Raw genomic sequence first — 20,022 nt, forward strand, 5'->3', positions numbered from 1 at the left:
TCTGGGGTGGCCTATTTCGCACTTTGGTCCTGGCAGTAGGAAATAAAATGTTTGCCTGGCATTGGTCGCGCGAACAAGAAGCCTTGGGCCAGGGTGCAGCCCAACTCGCGTAGTTGTTCGGATTGCTCACGGGTTTCAACGCCTTCGATGACCAACGACAGCCCCAGGGACTCGCAGAGGCTGACTGAACTGCGGATGATTGCTCGGCTACGGGGTTGAAAGTCCAGTTTGCGGACAAATGAAGCATCCAGTTTGACTTGGCTGAAGGGGAACTCGCAGAGTCGCTCAAGCGAAGAGTAGCCGGCACCGAAGTCATCCATGGCCAGCCCACACCCCAGTAGTCTTAGCCTGACCAGGGTTTCCAGGCTGCTGGCCGGGGCCAGTACCAATCCTGACTCGGTCACTTCAAACATCAATCCACGGGCTGGTAGTTGGGATTGCTCCAGTGACTGATTGATGTGTTCGACCAACTCCATAGAGGCTAATTGGGATACGTGCAGGTTGAATGCTAGCTCAACAGGTTGCAGCAGTTGGGATAACTCCTTTTGCAGAGCCAGGCCCTGACTGAGCAGCGAGTTAAAGAGTTGGCCCACTAGATCGTGGGCCTCCATGATTGGTAGAAAACGGATCGGGGGTAGGATGCCCAGGTGCGGGTGGTTCCACCGCGCCAGGACTTCCGCTCCTTTCAACTGACCCGTGACCAGATGCACTTTAGGCTGGTAGTAGGCTTCGAATTCACCATTGTTAAGGCCGCGCTGGACCTCCGATGCACAGAGCGCTGCTGGTCCGTCCACCAGTGTTGATGGTATGACTTGAGGGCGGCTGTAGCGCCGTAGCAGCAACTTGGCACGGCCGAGATTGAAGGGTTTTCCCAAATCCCCGAGAAACTCCAGCCCCAGGGACTGAATCATCGAAACCGTTGCCTGGCGCAAAACCGGATCGAGATCGCTGCTGAGAATCACCGAACGAAGCAGACCGCTCTGACTGGCATGGTGGAGGAAGGTCAAACCGTCCATGCCACGCATGCGCAGATCGCAAATAGCAATGTCGACACCTCCACTGACTTTGAGTGCAGTGAGTGCTTCGTTTCCATCAGCGGCTTCGCAGACAAGTCCGATTCCGGCCTTCCGTAACGCCGACACGGCGACCAGTCTTTGAAAGGGCTGGTCTTCAAGTACCAGTACGCTGAGTTCGGGCATAAAAAATGTCTGAGAAGTGATAACAGACCCTATGTTCATAGAGTTCCCCCACCAAATCGTTCATCCCGATCCTTCGTGTGCGTGAGAAATTTCCTACAGAAATGATGAAAAACGTCACGTCCTACAAAAGCATTCCCGTTTAATAAAAACGGTCTAAAATTTTCCTGTAAAGACAAAGGTAGCGGCTTTACAACACCATGGTTTTTGCTTCCTAATATGCGTCTAGCCAACTTTCATCTCTGTTTTTACAGGGTGTCGTTGAAACTTTTCATCCGGGCTGAATCATCTGGTAAATTTCCGGCTGCTGCAAAGTGAGTATTTTTCGGTGATAAAAAAATGAAGAAGGTATTAATTGTAGATGACCACCCAGTCATTCGATCGGCATTGCGAATTGCTCTTGACAAACAGGGTCTGAAAATTGTTGGAGATACCGATAATGGTGTCGATGCTGTCAGCCTTATTAGAAGTTTACAGCCGCACATCGTTATTCTCGATATAGGTATACCAAAGCAGGATGGTTTGGAGGTCATTAGTCGCATCAGAGCACTTGAACAACCGGTTTTGATTCTGGTGTTTACCTCTTTGCCGATCGAGACCTATCTCAATCGCTGTATTGCACTGGGCGCTAATGGTTTCGTTAGCAAAGAAGAAAGCATGCAGAACTTGACCAACGCCATCACTGCCTTGCTTGACGGCTATACCTACTTTCCTAACCGCTCCTTGAACGCCCCATTGATCAGCGATACAGAGAATAGTGAGCTCTCCAGGATCAAAAAGCTGACCGATAGAGAGGTGTTGATACTGCAACAGCTTGCTTTGGGTTATAGCAATAAAGTCATTGGCGACAAGATGCTGCTTAGCAATAAGACTATTAGTACGTACAAGACTCGGATACTAAGGAAACTCAACGCCGATTCTTTATTGGAGTTGGTCGATTTTGCCAAAAGAAACAATATAGTTAAGTAGTTTTCGGTGTGCATCATTGCTTTAGGTTGTATCGCCTACACCATTGGTCTTGGGGAATTGATCGAGAGTGCCTGGTAATTCAATACAATCACGTCTCTGATAACTCTGGGAGTTTATCATCAGCCTCTGATTAATCTGTCTCTATCGAGCAGACTTCCGAAACTTCATGCTTTTCGATCCTTTACAGCGCCCCCTACACCCACTCACAGAAGCTTCGGGTCAGCGCACTGCGCTCTCTGTCCCGATGAACCAGCCAGGCTCTGGTCGGGTCGCACACGCTCTGTTTGCATAGGGGGAGGGGGCGCCAGCAGATCCTCCAGGCGGACCTGTTGCTCCGGCGTTCTCAAGTTTTGCGCATTGCGCAGCAACAACCATCCCGCCTGCTTGATATCCTTGCGGGCAGGCTTGTCGTGACGCAATCGGTTAGCCTCATCGACGCGGACCCGATCAATCACCTCTCGGCCATACTTGGCCACCACATGGAAGAGGTCGTAGGCCACTCGCGCGTTGGGAAAGTGCTGACGAACCTTCAGGTCAAAAGCGGTGTTCATGTCCATCGCCACCGCTTCGATTCGAGCACAACCCTCTGGCCCCAGCTCTTCGAAGAAAGGCCTGGCCGCTGCTCGGCTGCGACCTTCACCGATCCACAGCACTCGTCGTATATCCGCATACAGGGCAACGCTGGCGTAACGATGACCTTTGAGCAGGGCGCACTCGTCCATACAGGATCAGAATTAACATCTAGAGAAATATATAGCGCAGCTCAGCGATGAGCACCTCATGAAAACTGCCAAGCGTATCAAACACATGCGGAAGGGTAAGCCTTTTACTAATGCCGTGTTCGCAGAGGTGGGATTGGCTGCACCGTACAGGCTGCAAGCATTGCAAGTAGGACCGGATCTGCCCTAAGAAAACTCGTCATTGATTGTTCACCAGAAAGTTGATGCCTGTGACACGGCTTAGGTGCTTCGCGAAAGCCGCTCTGTATTTGGCTGCAGGGGCGCCACCGGCAGGGCGGTGGTAGCGGTCCGCCGCGTCAAACCAATTGCCACCCTTGGCTTTGTTTTCAGCCAAGATCTCTGCGGTGAGGTTCAGGTTTTTGTAGGTGCGAGCCCTTCGCAGGGGAGCTATAGCTTTGGCTGTTAGCGTGGATGTTCCTCTGACCAAGGCCTACGTCGACTCTCGACGGCAATTTTCAGCGCCCTGCATGCATCGATCGCTGGTAGCGAATCGGTAGCTAGTACCGGCCACATTCAGCGTCCAAGGCCAGGGCACAATCTGCCCTCTGAGTTTTGTACCGCTCTCCTGCAGCGCAACGGAATACTGGTACTCCGTGGGCGATCGCAATCGCCTTGTACGCAGGTGGAGGATCCTCAGCGGCCATTATGAAGATGTGTGCCCAGTGCCGCGTACCGTTTGGCGATACGCGCAACCTAGGCGCTGGGGAAGGCCACTTCGAGCGCCCCTTTATGTGTCGGCGATACAACGGTAGCCGGTAGCGCCTCCAGCAGTGGTTTTCGTGGCGTCAAGCGCCTGTATCACTCTAGGACGTCCTGAGCGTGTACAGCCACGATCAGCATCCAGGCGACGCAGGTCTTCGACCCACTCGCCTATTACTTTCAAACGGTGTCGGTCGCCACAATACCAGGTCAAAAAGTCATTGCACCTATACGGCTCACTGCGCGAGAGCTCTCTGGTATGTGCACGGTATTAGCCGCGCTGCCTGCAGCGCGAATACCTGGGCTAGAACGAAGGCGTTGTGAGCCAGAATATGCGGCGGTAGCAGAGCTTGCAGTTCCCAATTGTTAGATTTGTATGATTTAGTACGTTAAACGTATTATTAAATCAGTTTTCAATAAATTAGATCGGATAAGATTTACTTATCAGACCTAAGTTGGCGGAGGGCAGGGCGTGGCGGTAGGCGTACCAGAAACTGACGTGTTCGCGGCAGCGGACGCGGTGCTGGCCCGTGGCGAACGGCCGACGGTAGAGCGCGTGCGCCTGGAGCTCGGGCGCGGCAGTCCGGCACGGGTCGGCGCGCTGCTCGACCAGTGGTGGGAACAGTTGGCCGGGCGCCTGCGCGGCGAAACCCGCTTGCCGGGGCTGCCGGCGGAGGTGACACAGGCCTTTATAGCCATCTGGCAGCAGGCGACCACCCTGGCCCAGGGTGTCGTGGAGCAGTCACTGGCCGGCCAGCGTCAAGTGTTGGCGGAGGAGCGGGAAGCGTTGAGCGCACTGGAAGCCCACGCCCGGCTGGATGTGGCCCAGGCACGTCAGCAGGTGGCGGAAGCCGCCGCCGCGCGGCGGGGTGCAGAGACCCGACTGACCGACCTGGAGCGGCTGTTGATCCAACGCCAGGTGCAGATCGACGAACTGCGTGCCCAGCGTGACGAACTCCAGGCGCAGCGCGACGAAGCGCACACACAGCTGGCCGAGGTGCGTCAACACTTGCACGAAACCCGTGAACAGGCCGAACAAGCGCGTGTGGAGCAACAGCGCTATACACGCAACGTCGAGGATCGGGCCTATCGTGAAATCGACCGTGCGCGCGAGGAAGCCAAAGCGCTAGCGGCACAACTGAAGGAGGCTGGCGGCCGGCAACAAACCCTGCAGCAGGACCTGCAGGCGAGTCAGGCAGCATTGGCAGAGGTGCGTGAGCAGCGCGGTGTTGCTCAGGCGCAATGTGAAGCCTTACAGCGCGAGCGTGATCAGGCCCTGGAGGCGTACACTACAGCGTGCGAGCAGCAACAGGTACTGCAACAGCAACAACACTTGACTCAGCGTGAACTAGCCGAGTTGCGCGAGCAGGCTGCTGCCTCACGAGCACTCGCAGAAATTCTTGACCAACAACTTGCGGGGGCTACTACCGGCCACGCCCCTGAAGGGCGCAGTCGATCCGCTCGAAAGTCGACCCGAAAAGATACCTAGAACGAAAGGCGGTCAACGTCACTTAAGGGCAGCGTGGGTCCATTTCCATCCACTGTATCTTTGCATGCAAATCGACATCTGGTGATCATCCATTGCTGTACCCTCATCGAGTGATGGCACAGTATGTATTCGCACACGTGTAGACGCTGAATCAATCGTAGAATTTCCGCAGCTACCGTCGAAAAGACAGTAGTTTGTGTTCGCTGGAAGCAAAACGATGATTACCTCGAAAACGTACCTTGACCCAGTACTACCTGAAAATCTGCCCGACTCAATCATCCAGGCGGCAGATCTATTACCGCGCAAGGCAGAGTTTCTTGCTGGGCGGCTCGCTAATGAGACATCGAAGCAACTAGTAGGGTTGTTGCGCATCACTAATACCTACTTCTCAAACCTAATTGAAGGGCATCGAACCGAGATCGCCGACCTCCAGGCTGCTCGCACAGCAACGAGTCAGGAAAGAAAGGGACTCAAAGACCTTGCCGTCCAGCACATGACGCAACAAGAGGTTATGGAGCGGCAGCTTCGCATGCGTCCAGTGGATAGCTTCTCTGCCATATTCGATCCTAATTTGATCGCCGCTATCCATCGTAGGCTGTTCAAGTCCGCCTCCAGGGAAGAATTGACTTTGGATGATGGTCGCATGATGGAGCCAGGCAGACTGCGGGCTGAAGAGAATGAGCAGGTCCAGGTTGGTGCATATGTCGCTCCTGCTGCCAGCGCTGTAATGCCCATGCTTCAGCACCTGCAACTGCACTACGGACGAATAAAGGATCCACGGCGCCAACTGATTGCTGCTCTAGCAGGCCATCACCGGCTAGCGCTGGTACACCCTTTCCTTGATGGTAATGGCCGGGTTATTCGGATGCTCACCCACCTGCAGCTTGTTTACCTTGGACTAAAACCTTTCCTCTGGTCACTGTCTCGTGGCCTGGCTCGGAGACAGGATGAGTACTACCGCTTCTTAGCTTTGGCTGATCGCCCTCGTGAAGGTGACCATGATGGTCGTGGCCAACTCTCACAGCGTCACTACTTCACTCTCATCGAGTTCATGCTGGATGTTTGCCGCGACCAGATTGAGTACATGACGACCTCCTTAAATCCGGCCAGGCTTCGCGAGCAAGTTGTTCATGCATTCTCAACGGATCCTGAGCTTCGTCGTGCCGGTATCAGGCCCACTACTGCAGCTGCTGTGTTGGCTCTGCTCACCCAGGGTGCGATGCCACGTGCAGAGTTTAAGGTGTTCACAGGTTTGAAGGATCGGCTTGCTACGGAAGAACTGAGTCAGTTGATCAAAGCGGGGATAGTCGTCAGTAGCACTCCCAGATCCCGCATGGTGGAAGCCGGTTTGTCCGCACACTTCGCTGGATTGATCTTTCCAAATCTACATTTCCAAATGTGCTAGGTTGTGCCGACCGAACTCTCACGCGATCCTCTCCAGCAGCAGCTATTGGCCGCTCTCTGCCGAACATGACAATCAGGATACGACCCAAAGCTGACGGACTAACGTTGAGCTAATGGGGTGGCAAACGGCGCATATAATTCGAAGTATGCGCCGCTTGGGATTGCCCAGTGAACGAATGTGAGCGACCTTGGACGTCTTGTTAGGCGCATTTTTAGGGCGCACATGCGTTATATTTAGCATCTTCTAGTTAGCGACCATTTGCATTTCCATTGCCACCAGCCAATTTGGGCTGTTTCAGACCATACAACACTAATGGAGGTGTTGCTGCAGTGTTTGGAATGTATGTCGACGTATGAAGATAGTGCTGGTCTAAGGTGCCTTGACCAACAGCGCAAGCAGCTTCGCTTAGCAGTGCCGACACAAAGTTTGTTGCAGAATATACACGCACCCCTTCCATCCACTGCGCCATCTGAATTGTACCGTCTCCAGATATTGGAGACATAACCCATAAAACAACTCCTGATGGTGCTTCTGCAACAAAATCAAATTCCTGAATGCCATCCTGTGGTGGCGCTACATAAATCCTTGGTATCAATGCTCCGCCGCTCCAACCGCTTGAATTGACAGTTCCTGCGGCGGTTACAGAAAGTTGCGGCGGGTTACTTTTGTTTATGCTGAAGCAAACTGTCTGGACTGAACTGATATTCTGATTCATATGTTTCCCCTAAATATATTAATGAATATTGTCCCGGGCTAATTCTATATTTTCATTGAGTTCTCCTTTCAGGCATATATCCGTATCTTTCGAATATGCTTGACCATAAGCCGTGATAACTCTTTGTATCATGGTAGTTAACATTCCAGAGCGAGCCTGTATCGCCGATCTAGGGTGCGGCGCTTGCGACTAAGATTGGGGGTGCAAGGAGTTATGCCCAAGACGACAATTCCTTTTGCGCATGGTATTTGGATAACATTGACGTTAGCTGAGGGCAGAGTTAAAGCAAGCGTTATGACCGTGCTCCAGGCTCTCCTTTTGGAATGGCCACTGACTGTTTTTAGACAATAGCGGACTATGGTATCCGTCTGCCGCGCTCGAGTTCCAACCATTTCGCTGTAAGCATCTAGTTGAATCAAAACTTCTGCATTAGTGCAACACCATGCTCCTGCATGCAAGGGGCGCAAGCAGAGCCAATAGATTTGTTCAGCTTTTTGGCAAAAATGTGTGCTAATACTGCAGTTTAGGATATTTCGTCAGGAGGACATGTGGTCTGTCATTTTTTGCGCGGCATCAGTAATCGTGTTCGGCGCATCTTCTGTTCTGAGCAGGGGTCTGCCAAGGAATCGTGGAAGCTGGTCCCGCTTACCCCTGAGTACCTGGCAGAAGAGCATGGCTGCTATGTCGCCGCTATCGAAGTTGCCCTAGCGAAGGATCAGATCCGCAACATAGCGTTGTCCGGCAACTACGGGGTCGGCAAGAGCAGTATCATGCAGGAAGTCGCTCGGCGGCAGGATAATCGTATCGTAGAGTTATCACTCTCCACGCTTGCGCCTATCGAAGCTTCGCAAATTGATAATTCAGTGCCTATCCAGGCCACAACCCCGACCAACCGCATCCAACAGGAAATTGTTAAGCAGCTGCTCTATCGAGAATATCCGAGCAGAACCCCTGGCTCTCGGTTTCGGCGTATTGAGCGTTTCCGATGGTGGCGGGCAATCGGAACGTCGGTAATGCTGGGGTTTGTCGTTGCTGTAATTTTCCTGCTGACTGGATGGTCAGAAAAAATTGTTTCTGTGTTCACGCTATATTTGGATATCGGTGTTTGGGCTCACCCTGTAATTTGGAGCGCTGCGGCGCTGATTACCCTGCTGGTGAGCTGGTTGTTCTATGGAAAACTGCATATCAAGCAGTTCTCCGCGGGGTCTGCAACTGTTACGCTCAACGAAAGCTCAGTTTCGTACTTTGATCAATACCTCGACGAGATCGTCTACTTCTTTGAGGTCTCAGACCGCGATGTTGTTCTCTTTGAGGACATCGACCGATTCAACGACTCTCATATCTTCGAGACGCTTCGGGCGCTGAACACTTTGCTCAACGCCTCTCCCCAGATCAAGAGACCGATCCGATTCATCTATGCCATCAAAGACAGCATTTTCGATCGCATCGGCCTGGAGATAGAAGGTCACAGGCGCAATACGGAAGCGTTCACGACGAACGATCCGGCACAGATCGAGGCTATGCACGCCAACCGCACAAAATTCTTCGATCTGGTTATCCCGGTGGTTCCCTTTATTACGCACCGGAGCGCCCGCAATCTGGCGCTACAGCTACTTGGTCAAGTCGAGCACCAAGTAGCTCCGGAGCTACTCGATTTAGCGACGCAGTACGTACCGGATATGCGGCTGCTCAAGAACGTCCGTAACGAATTCATCGTCTTCCGCGACCGAATCTTCTCCGGCGACGGTAAGCAGCTCAACCTGAGTGAGACTGACCTGTTTGCGATGATGCTCTACAAGAGCACACACTTAGCAGACTTCGAAAATATCCGGCTCGGCCATAGCAAGCTGGACATACTCTACAAGCTTAGTCGTGAGCTGGTGACTGAGAACATCAAGCGAATCGAGGGCGAACTTCGTGTGCTTCGCCAGCAGATCACACGGATCAACGGGGCTGCCACCCGCAGCACTCAGTTGGGCGAGCGCCTGCTTGCGCACGTGCAGCGGACGGCTGAGGCTTCTGGCTTCCGGACCCAGAATGCAACGTACTCGCTCGCGGGTGCTGTGAAGTCTCCGAAAGACCTTCAGGAAGCGCAGTTCTGGACAAACTTCGTCTCTCCAGACGGAAACTCGGCACTTGAATATTACGACAGCTATCGTGGTCATACACTGTCGTTCACTCGCGACAGTCTTGTGGCTGCGCTGGGTGATCCGTTGGACGCCGAGAGCTGGAACGAAGCGGATCGTAAGACGCTCATTGAGCAGAGCGATGAGAAGATGGAGGACGTCAAGTTTCTGCGGAGCGCTGACCTTGGTGATCTCATCAAACGACCGGAATTCCTCGTCCAATATAAGGAGAGCAAGAAGTCCTTCGAGGCAATAGCGAAGATCATCCTAACGCCGGGCTTGGCGTACCAGATCGTCCGTGCCGGGTATATCAACCGCAACTTCACTCTCTACACGTCAACTTTCCACGGGGATCGCGTGGGGTCTGCTGCCACGAACTTCATTATCCATCACGTCGAGCGAGACCTGATGGACCAGCACTTCGAGCTTGCTCCGGAGGACGTGGACGCGGTTGTCCGCGAGCGAGGCAAGAGCGCGCTGAAGGAGCCTGCGTTTTACAACATCGCGATCCTAGACCGTCTTCTGGCCAAACATATCGACGCGGCCGACATCATGATCTATTCCCTAGTTGGTCTCGGGGAGCGTCAGACTAGTTTTCTGCAGGCGTACCTTATCGCAGGGAAGGAGTGCCTCCGGCTCATCGAACGATTCACGGTCGCGTCCACACAAGTGCTCACCTATCTCGTGAGTCAGGCGGACCTAGACGACTCTTCACGACTAGCTCTTGTGAATGTAGCGCTAGCACATCTGACGCCTTCAAAGCAGCGGATAGATTCTGCGGTGTCGTCTTACCTGTTGGCGCATTACGCTGAGTTCACGGCGCTAACGTCCGATGCGACCGTGCCAGCCCAGGCCGGACGTATCAGCGCACTCTTCGGGGATGCGGGTATTATCGTGCCTCGTCTGGAACTGTTGGGTCGAGAGACTCGTACGTCGTTCGTGTCACGCAATTTGTATGAGATCACATACCAGAACCTCGCGATTGCAATCGACAATGCAACAACCGTTGCGCTCGACGTCATCCGCGATCAGAGCGAGACGGTATACGACTATGTGCTCAGACATTTGAGCAAGTACTTGGAGGCTATCGATGGCACTTCCAAGACGATAGATGCGAACGAGCACTTCCTCCCAGTGATCGAAGATGTACTCTCGCTAGAAGCACCTCGTCTTGCTGATGTGGTCGAGCGTGCGGCTCCAGATTGTAAAGTTACAGATCTCACAGAGGTATCTGAGGGAGCGTGGCCAGCCTTGGCCGAACATAGGCGTTTCCCAGCAACACTCAGCAACGTTAGCAAATACGTCGCAGCTCGCGGGGAGGTCGATGCGCAACTGGCGAAAATCCTGACGGCCACTGCCGAGATCACTGATACCAACACCACTGACGAGGAGTCGAAAACGGAGTTGGCGATCGCAATACTGGCGGCAGCGGATTACGTCCCATCCGCAGCACTACGTACGAAGCTAGTCGAGAGCTTGAGCCTGGAAAACTACCTTGTTGTTGACACAATCGCGGCAGAGGTTGGCGACCTTTTCGCGCAGTTGCTCAAATACAACATCATTGCGGATGACGTCGCGTCCTATGAGCACCTTGCAGGCACGGATTGGCCGGCGCGCAAAGCGTTTATACGAGAGTCTCGGAGGTTTTCGAGCTACATGACCCCGGCGTTGGTGGGGGGGGACCTGGCGGCGCTTCTGGCAAGCGGCGAGGTTGATTCGACGATCAAAAATGTGGTTGTCGAGCAAGCTGCGAAGTATGCGGAGGTGGCCGATTCTCGAGGGCTGAACGAACTGGCACGATTTGCTACCAAATCCGGGCGCGAACTCTCGCCCGATGTTATACAGAAGATGGCGCAAGAGAAAATCTCAGCGCAGCAGATCTTACTGCTACTAGAGCCACAACTAGATGTGATCAGTCGTGACCTGCTCTTCACTATCCTGCAAGCGCTTGACAGTGATTACCCTGAGCTCACCGAGGTGGGGCGCAGTAAATTACGAGTGCCGAATACGCTTGCTGATCGTGCGCTCTTGGAACGTCTTAAACGGGAAATGACCGTCAGCACCTACGATTATAGTAAGGTAATGATTGAGGTAAATAGGAAGCGTAAGTGAGACTAAGCTATCTGAGTTACCCCAGTACGAAGATAGCTAACGTTGGAAACCTTCGACCTAACGATGTTGGATGAAAACGACGATCCGTAAGCGTCTGGCGAACTCACCTTCCGAACTCCAGCATTAAGGGCGAAGGTGTCCGCGTATTTTTTAAGCGGACGCGATAGCCCTTAATGTCAGGATTTCCATGCGCCAACGAAGCTCTTACCCCAAACCGTTCAAAGCCCAGGTTATTCAGGAATGCCTGCAACCCGGCGCGATCCTCTCCAGCGTTGCCATCGCCCACGGCATCAACGCCAACGTCATTCGCAAACTCATGATTGCCGTCGCCCGTTTTGTACATCAAGAAAGCTAGTCAGCGGCAGTGATTGGATATGTCGATAGGTCTCGTGTATTGAAACGAAATCACCCTGAGCCATTATCTCCAAAGGAGTTCGACCATTGAAGAAATCATTGTGATTGCTCAGTGAGGGAAATCGATAGACATTGAGATCGTTGCTGAAGGTCATCTTCAGTGCAGCATGTATGTTGAGCACCAGACTCATGCGGTACAGCTGGTCTACGTCGAGCCGCATCGAGTTACTACTACCGCCAAGCACTCGTCGATAGGTATGGGAGGATATGCGTAAAATCCGACAAGCTTGGCTGGGAGTGGCTCGCCATTTTTGAGTAATACGTAGGCAAACTTTCAAGCCAACGAACGCTTGGTACCTTGAGAGCATTGCTTGGGGCGACGCCATGTTCTATCCAGAGGTGACTACACAGGCTTATAGCTTAACGGTTTGTGCTTCTACTGTGCTTGGTCACTGCAATGATGCTGGATGAATCGCCCCAGGCTTTCTAGAAACCTTTCAAGTTCATTAGACTGCTCCCGGCACCGTAGACATCTCCAGCCTATACATACGTCAAATCCTCTCTATTGAGGACAAGATGGCCACTAGTCATGCTTCAGCCCCTGACCAACGCTACGAGGCATGCAGGGCGAATATCGAGCCCCGGTAATGGCAGGTGGTGCCACTGCAGGTTCATATTTTCCTGCTGGATCACCCAGTGCTTGAGCTCGGGTGTATAAGTCTTGCAGTAAGGACACTCCAGATCGGCATACTCGACGATGGTCCAACGTGCATCTGCTGGACCGAGTAGCCAGGGCCCCTTATTGACAGGATTAGACTCATGGTGTGTGTCTTCTCCATGACGAATAGTCGAAGAAAGCAGCAGGCCGGCCGCTAGTACCACTCCTATGCAAACTATGACAGCGAGGAATCTCCTTCTAAATGGCCATGTCATTGGCGCTCAGCCCTACTTCAGCTGCGCATTGGGGGAACTATACCGCCGTGACAGACCTGCACTACCTCAGCGCCGCAACGACAATGAACGGGGCGTGAAGGGTTTTATGGAGTATCGGGGCTGCGAAGGGGCGCTACATACTGGCCCAATGGTGCTCTGCAGGTACGAACATGACGAACCGCTCAGTTCTCCGTAATATGTTGGCACATCGCCATACAGGAGTTCAGCGTAATGCCCACAGCCTCCATCCCCGCATGTAAGGCAGTTTCACCCCTGCTCGCAAGAAACGCTGTGCCGAGAACAGGTACCGACAATCTGCCAGGGTATTACTCGACTCAGCACGATATGTGGGTCGTTGAGACACCTAATGGTACTCAGCCCATTATTGCTCGTGGAGCGCTGGACGAGCTTCTCACCAAGACGAAAGTCAATAGTGAAGAGGATGACGACTCGTTCGTGACGCTCGAAACGCTCACAAAAACATACTCCAAGCCCGAAAGTGACGACGATCTCACCTCCAATGGGCAGGCCTCTCATCTGCTCCAACTGATGACCAAGACCGATACGGTGATCGAAGAAGATGACCCGGGTGACTGCTACGCCATGCTGGAGCTGATGACCAAAACCGAGGCAGAGCTTGAGCACGATGATCCAGGGGATATGCAATTAGGCCTCGACGAGCGTTTTTACCTGGATTGAGGCTTTCCACTATGTTTCTGCTGGTCACTAATCGCCGCGACATAACGATGGACTTCGTCGTCGCAAAGCTCCAACGGCGGGGCTTGCCTTATTTCAGGCTCAACACTGAACTGCTCCCTCTATCTCGAAGCACGTTGGGCGTGAGTGCCATGGATGATTGGGCAATTGAGCTGGAAGGGAAACGAATTACAGGGCGTGACGTTACTGCTGCCTATTTTCGCAGGCCTGGCGCGCCACAAGCACCTGAGGCAGTCCTGGATGCGGGTGAGCGTGCCTACATTGAGGCGGAATGGAGCAGCTTCCTGAAGAGTCTCTATTTCCGATTGGAGGGTTGCTGGTTCAGTGACCCTACTCAGATCTTTCTGGCTGAGGATAAACCGCGACAGCTCCTGATTGCGCGGCACCTCGGTTTCAATATCCCGGATACTGCCATAACGAACCAGTTGGAGCCCGCCGAGTTACTGACGGCAGAGGGAAGGGCTGTTGGGAAGCCTCTGCGGCAAGCGGTATTGCCGGGCGCGCTGGAGAAGGTGATGTTCACCTCACGGCTGCAGCCATTGACCGAAGCAGATGCGCCTGCCCTTGGCCTTGCCCCGTTGATCATTCAGGCTGAAGTGCCAAAAAAATACGATGTTCGCGTCACGGTCGTTGGCGCTCAGGTGTTCGCCACTGCCATCTGGTCTCAGGATAACGAAGAAACCGAAGTTGACTGGCGACGGGGTAGCCGCCCTGACTTACGCCACGAGGCCATCAGCTTGCCCGATCAAGTGGCTGCTCAATGTCGAGAGTTGGTACACCGTCTGAATCTGCGGTATGGCGCTATTGATCTGGTGTGCGACACAGACGAAAAGCTGTGGTTTTTGGAGATCAATCCAAACGGTCAGTGGGCCTGGATCGAAAATCAAACCGGATACCCAATTGCTGCGGCAATCGTTGATGAGCTGGAGATGATCCGAAATGGCCCGCTTTGATAAGGAGTTGTTTTGGCCGACCCTGGCTCCTCCTACGCCTGAACAGGTTGTGGCAAATGACCAAATGCGCGCCGGGTGGAAAGCATCCGTCAACAACGGCAATTGGGATCTGCAGAGCGAAATAGCGTTGGAAGAGGCGCGCCGGATGTACGACGCTGAACAGGAGCGTCGTAGGGGTGCTGACACGAAAGCAGGGGTCTATCTTGCGGTAGTAACCGCACTCATCCCGGTATTGGTGTCGTTATTGCCGACCCTTTGGAGCGACAAGACCAGTAAAGCCCTTGGCGCCCTGTCGCTGGCGGTGTTTGCGCTTGCCGTGGCGTATGTCCTTCGAGCGGGGTACAGCGCGTTCTGCGTACTGCGCGTGAGCAATGCCCACACAGTGGGGGCCGGTGACATTTCGCGTTGCTGGAGCACACAACAACCTGCCGCGAGCTTGGCCAAGTCTATCGCTATCAAAGTCATCGAAAACTACCCGGGCAACAACGCCAAGGTGAGCCATATCAAACTGGCGCATGACTACCTCTTGCGAGCGTTTTTCGTTTTTACCGTGCTGCTGGCTGTACAGGCACTGTGGCCTTGCGCGGCATGGGTTGTAGAAGAGATCGCCAAGCTGATGGCACCTGAGGTGAGACGACCGCTGATGATGTGCTTTAGCTGACCAAGCTCGGCAAACGAGCACAGCTGGCTCTATGTCAATGTGATAGTACAGGTGGCGCGGCTCAAATCCGGCTATCTAGCAATTTATGAAGAAGGGATGCTCATGTATTTACGTACGCTGGACGTTCGGGGCTTCAAGTGCTTTGGGGAGCTGTTCTCGATCGAGCTACATGACGGCCTGAACGTCCTGGTCGGCGAAAACGGGGCCGGTAAGACTGGTGTCGTCAGCGCGATACGTCAGCTCTTCAATGACTCTGAGTCGGGCAAACGAATTATCAGCGAGCGCGATTTCTACAGGGGATTTGGCAAGGATGATGTCGCGGCTGAAGAGATCAAAATTCAGGCGACCTTCTCCGATCTCGACAAGAACGATGTGATTGCGTTTGACACTTGGTGCGGCAACCATCCCGAGGCAAAACTCACGTTCACGGCCCTGAACCAGGAGTCTCGTGGTAGGTTCAAACACCATACGTACGGTGGCCACGAGTACACCAAAGCGTTTGAAACCGAGAAATTAGACTATGTCCACTGCGTATACCTACCGCCCTTACGCGACGCTGAAACTAAGCTGAGAGAAGGGCGCCAGTCTCGCCTCGCGCGCCTGTTAAAAGCGCTCTGCCGTAAAGACATAGAAGCCGCCAGAAAGGCGCGGGTGCTGCATCCACTGGAGCAACATGTTGGGGACTTCAATCGCCAGCTATCAGAGAGCGACCAATTTGCTATCAAAGCTGCCAACCAGCGAATTGGTGAAAGCCTAAAAGCTGCCCTGGGCGCTCATCTATCTCAGGGCACAATGATTCAGTTTTCGGAAGTGAGCTTCTCCCGAATCGTGGAAGGTCTGAGGCTCCTGTACTTTCCAGACTTGAGCAAGGCTGACGCTGCACAATTTCGGGCGTTGGAAGAAAACAGCCTGGGCTTCAACAACCTGCTGTACATCGCTTCTATTCTGGCAGAGCTGACCTACGAAGCCGATGAGGGGCAGGGCGAGAAAACGTACCTGCGCCTGCTGTTGATCGAGGAGCCGGAGGCGCATCTTCATCCCCAGCTTCAGCTCCGGCTCCTTCGGCACCTTAAGAAGGCTGCTGAGGCTCGCGGAATGCAGGTGATCATAACCACCCACTCGACTGTGATCACCGCTGCAGTATCTGTAGATCACGTTATTCACCTGTCCAACCTGAGCCTCCCCAAGGCAGTGCCCCTCAGGAACTGCGGCCTGCCCAGGCAGAGCCGACAATTTGTGGACAGATGGCTTGACGCAACAAAGTCGAACCTGCTGTTCGCCAAGGGCACAATCCTAGTGGAGGGCATAGCGGAGGCGATGGTCTTACCGGCACTCGCCAAAATCGTGCTGCAGCCATTCGGCGAGGGACGGAACTCCCTGGACGACTACGGTGTGTCTGTCATCAACCTGGGCGGAATTTATTTCAACCACTTTATGCAGCTGTTCTGCGACGTCAGAGCTGAGCATCAAGGTAAGAATATCCCTGTCAGGTGCTCAGGACTGACCGACAACGATCCTCCAAAGTCTGTGATTGAGAACGACGGAGCGGGCGTTCAAAAGAGTGTTCCATTTTTGCCCCATGCAGACAACTGCATTGTAGGCAACAACCCGGCGCTGGAATTGCAGAAGCACATCGGTCTATCAGAGTTCGCTCGCCTCTTTGCGGGAAAATACAAAACCTTCGAGTACGACATCGCAATGGAAGGCAACAATCTCAAGACGATGCTGATTATCGCAGCTGGGCTCTGGGAGGCCCAGGATGGAACGGTGGTAAAAGGTTTGAAGGCAGACGCGAAACTCGACTTTGCTGCCATGACATCCGCCCAGCGGGCGCCTTACGCCGGCGCACTACTGGGTCGCATTGACTCCGATGACATTGGCAAGGGTATATATGCCCAAGCCTTCGCGGATGTACTTGAGGCAAATGGGGCCGGCTTCGTGGTGCCGGTGTACATCCGCCAGGCAATCCTCTGGGCGTGCGGTCTGGAAGAGGGTGCGGCCTAATGGCGGCGCAGAATAAGGCTGCTCAAGCGGGTGCAGCCGACATCGAGTTCACCGACCAGCAGCAGAGATACATTGATGCGCCGCTGGATAGACACGTGTACCTGAGAGCCTGTCCCGGTAGCGGCAAAACAGAGGTCGTGGCCGCAAAAGTATGTAAGATCATCCTAGAGTGGAAGCATCGCCCTTCTGGTATCGCTTTACTCACCTTTCTCAATAGTGCTACGGAAGAGCTCCAGAGCAGGGTTTATAAGTACCTCCGCGAGCCATTGGGCCTGCCGCACTACATCTCCACCTTCGATAGCTTCGTGCTCACACACCTGCTGTCGAGTATCGCCAGCGAGATCACGGGCTTTCAAGGCCGGGACGGCGACTTCCGCATACGGATCATCGACAAGTCAGCTGATATCTACCACACGCGCATCAAGATCTGTGGACGCACCGTATCAGCTTGTCGATACAACTACGATAAAGAATCCAAACGCTATGTCTTTTCGACCAAAGACCGGAAGTGGGATAACGAAGCCAACCTCGCCCAACAGGGCGAGGCCGACCAGAAGGCACTGTTGTCGACCAAAAAACGGCTTTGGGCCGCTGGCTTTGCAACTTACGGTGACATCGATATCCTCGCGTTAGTGGGGATGCAAGAAGAAAAATTCAAAGATTACTTCTCGCGTATCGCACGCCGATTCCCGTTGGTGATCGTCGATGAGTGCCAAGACTTGTCGGCAGAGCAGCTTCTGATTGTCAAAAGGCTGAGCCTACTAGGCGTGAAATTCCATTTTGTAGGTGACCTTAACCAGTCAATTTATGGTTTCAGAAAATCGAATCCTGCACACGTGCGTCGGCGCATGGAGGAGCTTGGCTTTGAGGAGTACGTCCTCAACGAAAATTGGCGAAGCGGCCAAGCCATCGTAGATGTGTGTTCCAACATTCTTCAATCCGACCGTGTGGTGGGAAATCCTCGTATTGCTTCCGTAATGCCAACAGTCGTCGAGTATCAAAACTGCCCGTCGGAGGTGCTTCCAGCCATTCGGGAAATGAGCCTGATACATCACAAGGTGGTGGTCGTCGCGCGCGGGCATGCAACACTCCAGCGCTTACGTACTGGTAGAGCTTTCGAGGGCATCGAGCTGCTGGCGCTGGCCTGCATAAACCTCAAAGCAGGTAGGTTGACGGACATAGCGCAGTGCCTGGAAACATTCGGTAAGTGGCTGGCGGCCCGGCTAGAACTGCAGGTGACGAAAGCAGGCCCTTACTGCCCTATGGATATTGAGTCAAAACTGGCTTGGCGTATATTCCTTCACGACGGACTCCAGTTCTTAGTGGAACACGGCATAGGAGATGATAATCAGACCTGGTCGAACTGGGCCCGGGCAGCAAAAATTGCGCTTGGAAAGCTACCAGATCAAACATTCGTGCCTGTAGAGGTGCGTGAGCATTTAGAAGGGCTGAGAGGCCTTCATTTGCGAGCCCGTTCTGGGCAGGGGAAGATGTTGATCTCCGAACGGTTGGCCGGAGTACCAGATGTAGCCACCCAACGTGACTGCCTGCGTTTCGAGACCATTCACGGGGTCAAGGGTGAAACACACGACGTGACCGTGGTTGTATCGTCACAGAAACCAGGCGTGCATCAGTCGCACTGGAAGGACTGGCTGCGTGACCGGACTTCCGAAGCTGCGAGATTTGCCTACGTGGCGAGTTCGCGGCCGAAGCATGTGCTGATTTGGGCAGTGAAAAAATTAAAGGCTGAAGATCGGCTGGTGCTTGAGGGCCTGGGATTCGAGCTCCCGTAGATGATTAAGTGGGGGCGATCCAAGCGTTAATCGCTCCGCTACAACTGTATCATTCTTGCGGCAGAAAGGATTTTAGGGGAGGGCGACCTGACAGAAGAGCGCACCCACGAAGTCTTGGCCGCTTTGCAGCGTGCCCGCTCGCTCGGGGCAGATGGAAACCCTGCATGGAAGCCCACAGCGCTCAATGTCCAAGGGCTTTCCGACGAGCAACTGGGCCAGTACCCCGAAGCAGTCCAGGTCTATGATGAGGCGCTGGCTTTGAATCCAAAAATTGGGGTTAAGCGCAGGTTGGCTTCGGTGAGTAAGAGGGGCGGGGCTGAGTAGCGCCGCGACCCATTTACTCCCGGTCTCCCATTCGGGTTGATGACCGCTTGGCGCTGCACACTTGCCCCTGCGAGGTCAGGCTGTGAAGCGCCGCTGCCTTAACGTCTGATGGCTCTTGGCTGTGAAGGCTTGGCTGACTGGGCATTTGAATCTGTGCAGGACGGGCGGCTAGGCATCCAAACTGTCGCGCTTGGCCGGTGCAACGACGGCTCGGCATAGCAACCAGGGACGTCAAAGGTCAATTATTGGAATAGTCGATCTCTCGAAATCGCACGGGTCTGCGAGCGATCAAGACATGCGGCTCAGGTGTGGTGGGGTGTCATCGCTGAGGGAACTGAATTTGCGGCCCGACGGCATGAGAAGCTGGGCCGGCTGATCGAGCTGAATCAGGACATCGGGCTTCGTTATCGCTTGTCCTGCGAGCTGATGGAGGATCCGGGAGTGGCGGATTGCTTCAGGTTTCTAGGGGAGCTCGATCACTTGGCGCTACAGTACGAGTTTAGTCCGAGCGAAATCATTGCGCTGCTGAATGCAGAGGACAAAGAGGGTGCGATAGAAAGATCAGAGCCGGCGGGGTCTGAGCCTCAGATGAAACCTTGAGATGTGTTTCAATAAAGCATTATCGCCTAACTCAACTAAATGAATATTTAGTTGAGCTAAGTTGCCGCTTTGGAATTAAAGCCATGAAAGTGTAGGGCGAGTCTACTAATCCCTAGTCACGTCGAGCAAAATAGCGTTGGAAGGCGGTTTCAGCGTCCGATTTCCGTGCAAGCCTGATGGCCTGATCCATCCCCATTATCCTCGCTGCATGGTGCATGCTAGTTTCTCGCAG

At 53.7% G+C, this 20,022-nt stretch carries 14 protein-coding genes and 2 pseudogenes; 11 read left to right on the top strand and 5 right to left on the bottom strand.

The window, feature by feature from the left end; all coding sequences use genetic code 11:
• Nucleotides 1-11 precede the first annotated feature (11 nt).
• The gene (locus GGI48_RS30470; RefSeq protein ID WP_179601700.1) at nucleotides 12-1,199 is read right to left on the bottom strand and encodes an EAL domain-containing protein; all 1,188 of its coding nucleotides are present in this window, start codon (nucleotides 1,197-1,199) and stop codon (nucleotides 12-14) included.
• A 336-nt stretch (nucleotides 1,200-1,535) separates the two neighbouring features.
• Between GGI48_RS30470 and GGI48_RS30475 the strand changes: the two genes are divergently transcribed.
• Complete coding sequence (locus GGI48_RS30475) at nucleotides 1,536-2,165, top strand: response regulator transcription factor (RefSeq protein WP_179601702.1); 630 nt, start codon at nucleotides 1,536-1,538, stop codon at nucleotides 2,163-2,165.
• A 287-nt stretch (nucleotides 2,166-2,452) separates the two neighbouring features.
• Here GGI48_RS30475 and GGI48_RS30480 read toward each other — a convergent pair.
• Nucleotides 2,453-2,887: pseudogene (locus tag GGI48_RS30480) on the bottom strand (transposase); the annotation flags it as partial.
• A gap of 196 nt (nucleotides 2,888-3,083) precedes the next feature.
• A pseudogene (locus tag GGI48_RS31715) lies at nucleotides 3,084-3,549 on the bottom strand (lytic transglycosylase domain-containing protein).
• 527 nt (nucleotides 3,550-4,076) lie between these two features.
• On the opposite strand from GGI48_RS31715, the gene GGI48_RS30485 reads away from it, so the two are divergent.
• Nucleotides 4,077-5,093, top strand: coding sequence for a DNA-binding protein (locus GGI48_RS30485; RefSeq protein ID WP_179601704.1), 1,017 nt, complete (start codon nucleotides 4,077-4,079; stop codon nucleotides 5,091-5,093).
• 217 nt (nucleotides 5,094-5,310) lie between these two features.
• Nucleotides 5,311-6,498, top strand: coding sequence for a Fic family protein (locus GGI48_RS30490; protein ID WP_179601706.1), 1,188 nt, complete (start codon nucleotides 5,311-5,313; stop codon nucleotides 6,496-6,498).
• Nucleotides 6,499-6,745: 247 nt separating this feature from the next.
• On the opposite strand, the gene GGI48_RS30495 is transcribed toward GGI48_RS30490, so the two are convergent.
• Nucleotides 6,746-7,213 (bottom strand): hypothetical protein, encoded by a 468-nt coding sequence (locus GGI48_RS30495; protein WP_179601708.1) that lies wholly within the window; start codon nucleotides 7,211-7,213, stop codon nucleotides 6,746-6,748.
• Between the two features lie 548 nt (nucleotides 7,214-7,761).
• Here GGI48_RS30495 and GGI48_RS30500 point away from each other — a divergent pair.
• Complete coding sequence (locus GGI48_RS30500; protein WP_179601710.1) at nucleotides 7,762-11,451, top strand: DNA-binding protein; 3,690 nt, start codon at nucleotides 7,762-7,764, stop codon at nucleotides 11,449-11,451.
• 187 nt (nucleotides 11,452-11,638) lie between these two features.
• A complete protein-coding gene (locus GGI48_RS30505) occupies nucleotides 11,639-11,806 on the top strand; it encodes a transposase (protein WP_179601712.1) in 168 nt (55 codons plus the stop codon).
• A gap of 593 nt (nucleotides 11,807-12,399) precedes the next feature.
• Here GGI48_RS30505 and GGI48_RS31720 read toward each other — a convergent pair.
• Nucleotides 12,400-12,738, bottom strand: a complete 339-nt coding sequence (locus tag GGI48_RS31720; protein ID WP_179601714.1) for a DsbA family protein — start codon at nucleotides 12,736-12,738, stop codon at nucleotides 12,400-12,402.
• 231 nt (nucleotides 12,739-12,969) lie between these two features.
• On the opposite strand from GGI48_RS31720, the gene GGI48_RS30515 reads away from it, so the two are divergent.
• The 6 genes from GGI48_RS30515 (at nucleotide 12,970) to GGI48_RS30540 (ending at nucleotide 19,190) form a co-directional block, all read left to right on the top strand.
• A complete protein-coding gene (locus GGI48_RS30515) occupies nucleotides 12,970-13,437 on the top strand; it encodes a hypothetical protein (protein WP_260620575.1) in 468 nt (155 codons plus the stop codon).
• A gap of 11 nt (nucleotides 13,438-13,448) precedes the next feature.
• The gene (locus GGI48_RS30520) at nucleotides 13,449-14,408 is read left to right on the top strand and encodes a hypothetical protein (protein WP_179601716.1); all 960 of its coding nucleotides are present in this window, start codon (nucleotides 13,449-13,451) and stop codon (nucleotides 14,406-14,408) included.
• On the top strand, nucleotides 14,395-15,069 hold the full coding sequence (locus GGI48_RS30525; protein WP_179601718.1) for a hypothetical protein: 675 nt from the start codon (nucleotides 14,395-14,397) through the stop codon (nucleotides 15,067-15,069). The genes GGI48_RS30520 and GGI48_RS30525 overlap by 14 nt, the downstream gene beginning before the upstream one ends.
• Before the next feature lie 102 nt (nucleotides 15,070-15,171).
• Nucleotides 15,172-17,073 (top strand): ATP-dependent endonuclease, encoded by a 1,902-nt coding sequence (locus GGI48_RS30530; protein WP_179602205.1) that lies wholly within the window; start codon nucleotides 15,172-15,174, stop codon nucleotides 17,071-17,073.
• Nucleotides 17,073-18,866, top strand: a complete 1,794-nt coding sequence (locus GGI48_RS30535) for a UvrD-helicase domain-containing protein (protein WP_181957018.1) — start codon at nucleotides 17,073-17,075, stop codon at nucleotides 18,864-18,866. The genes GGI48_RS30530 and GGI48_RS30535 overlap by 1 nt, the downstream gene beginning before the upstream one ends.
• Before the next feature lie 123 nt (nucleotides 18,867-18,989).
• Complete coding sequence (locus tag GGI48_RS30540) at nucleotides 18,990-19,190, top strand: tetratricopeptide repeat protein (protein ID WP_260620684.1); 201 nt, start codon at nucleotides 18,990-18,992, stop codon at nucleotides 19,188-19,190.
• Nucleotides 19,191-20,022: the final 832 nt, after the last annotated feature.

Origin of the sequence: Pseudomonas protegens, assembly GCF_013407925.2 — a bacterium.
Classification (GTDB): Bacteria; Pseudomonadota; Gammaproteobacteria; order Pseudomonadales; family Pseudomonadaceae; genus Aquipseudomonas; species Aquipseudomonas fluorescens_AP.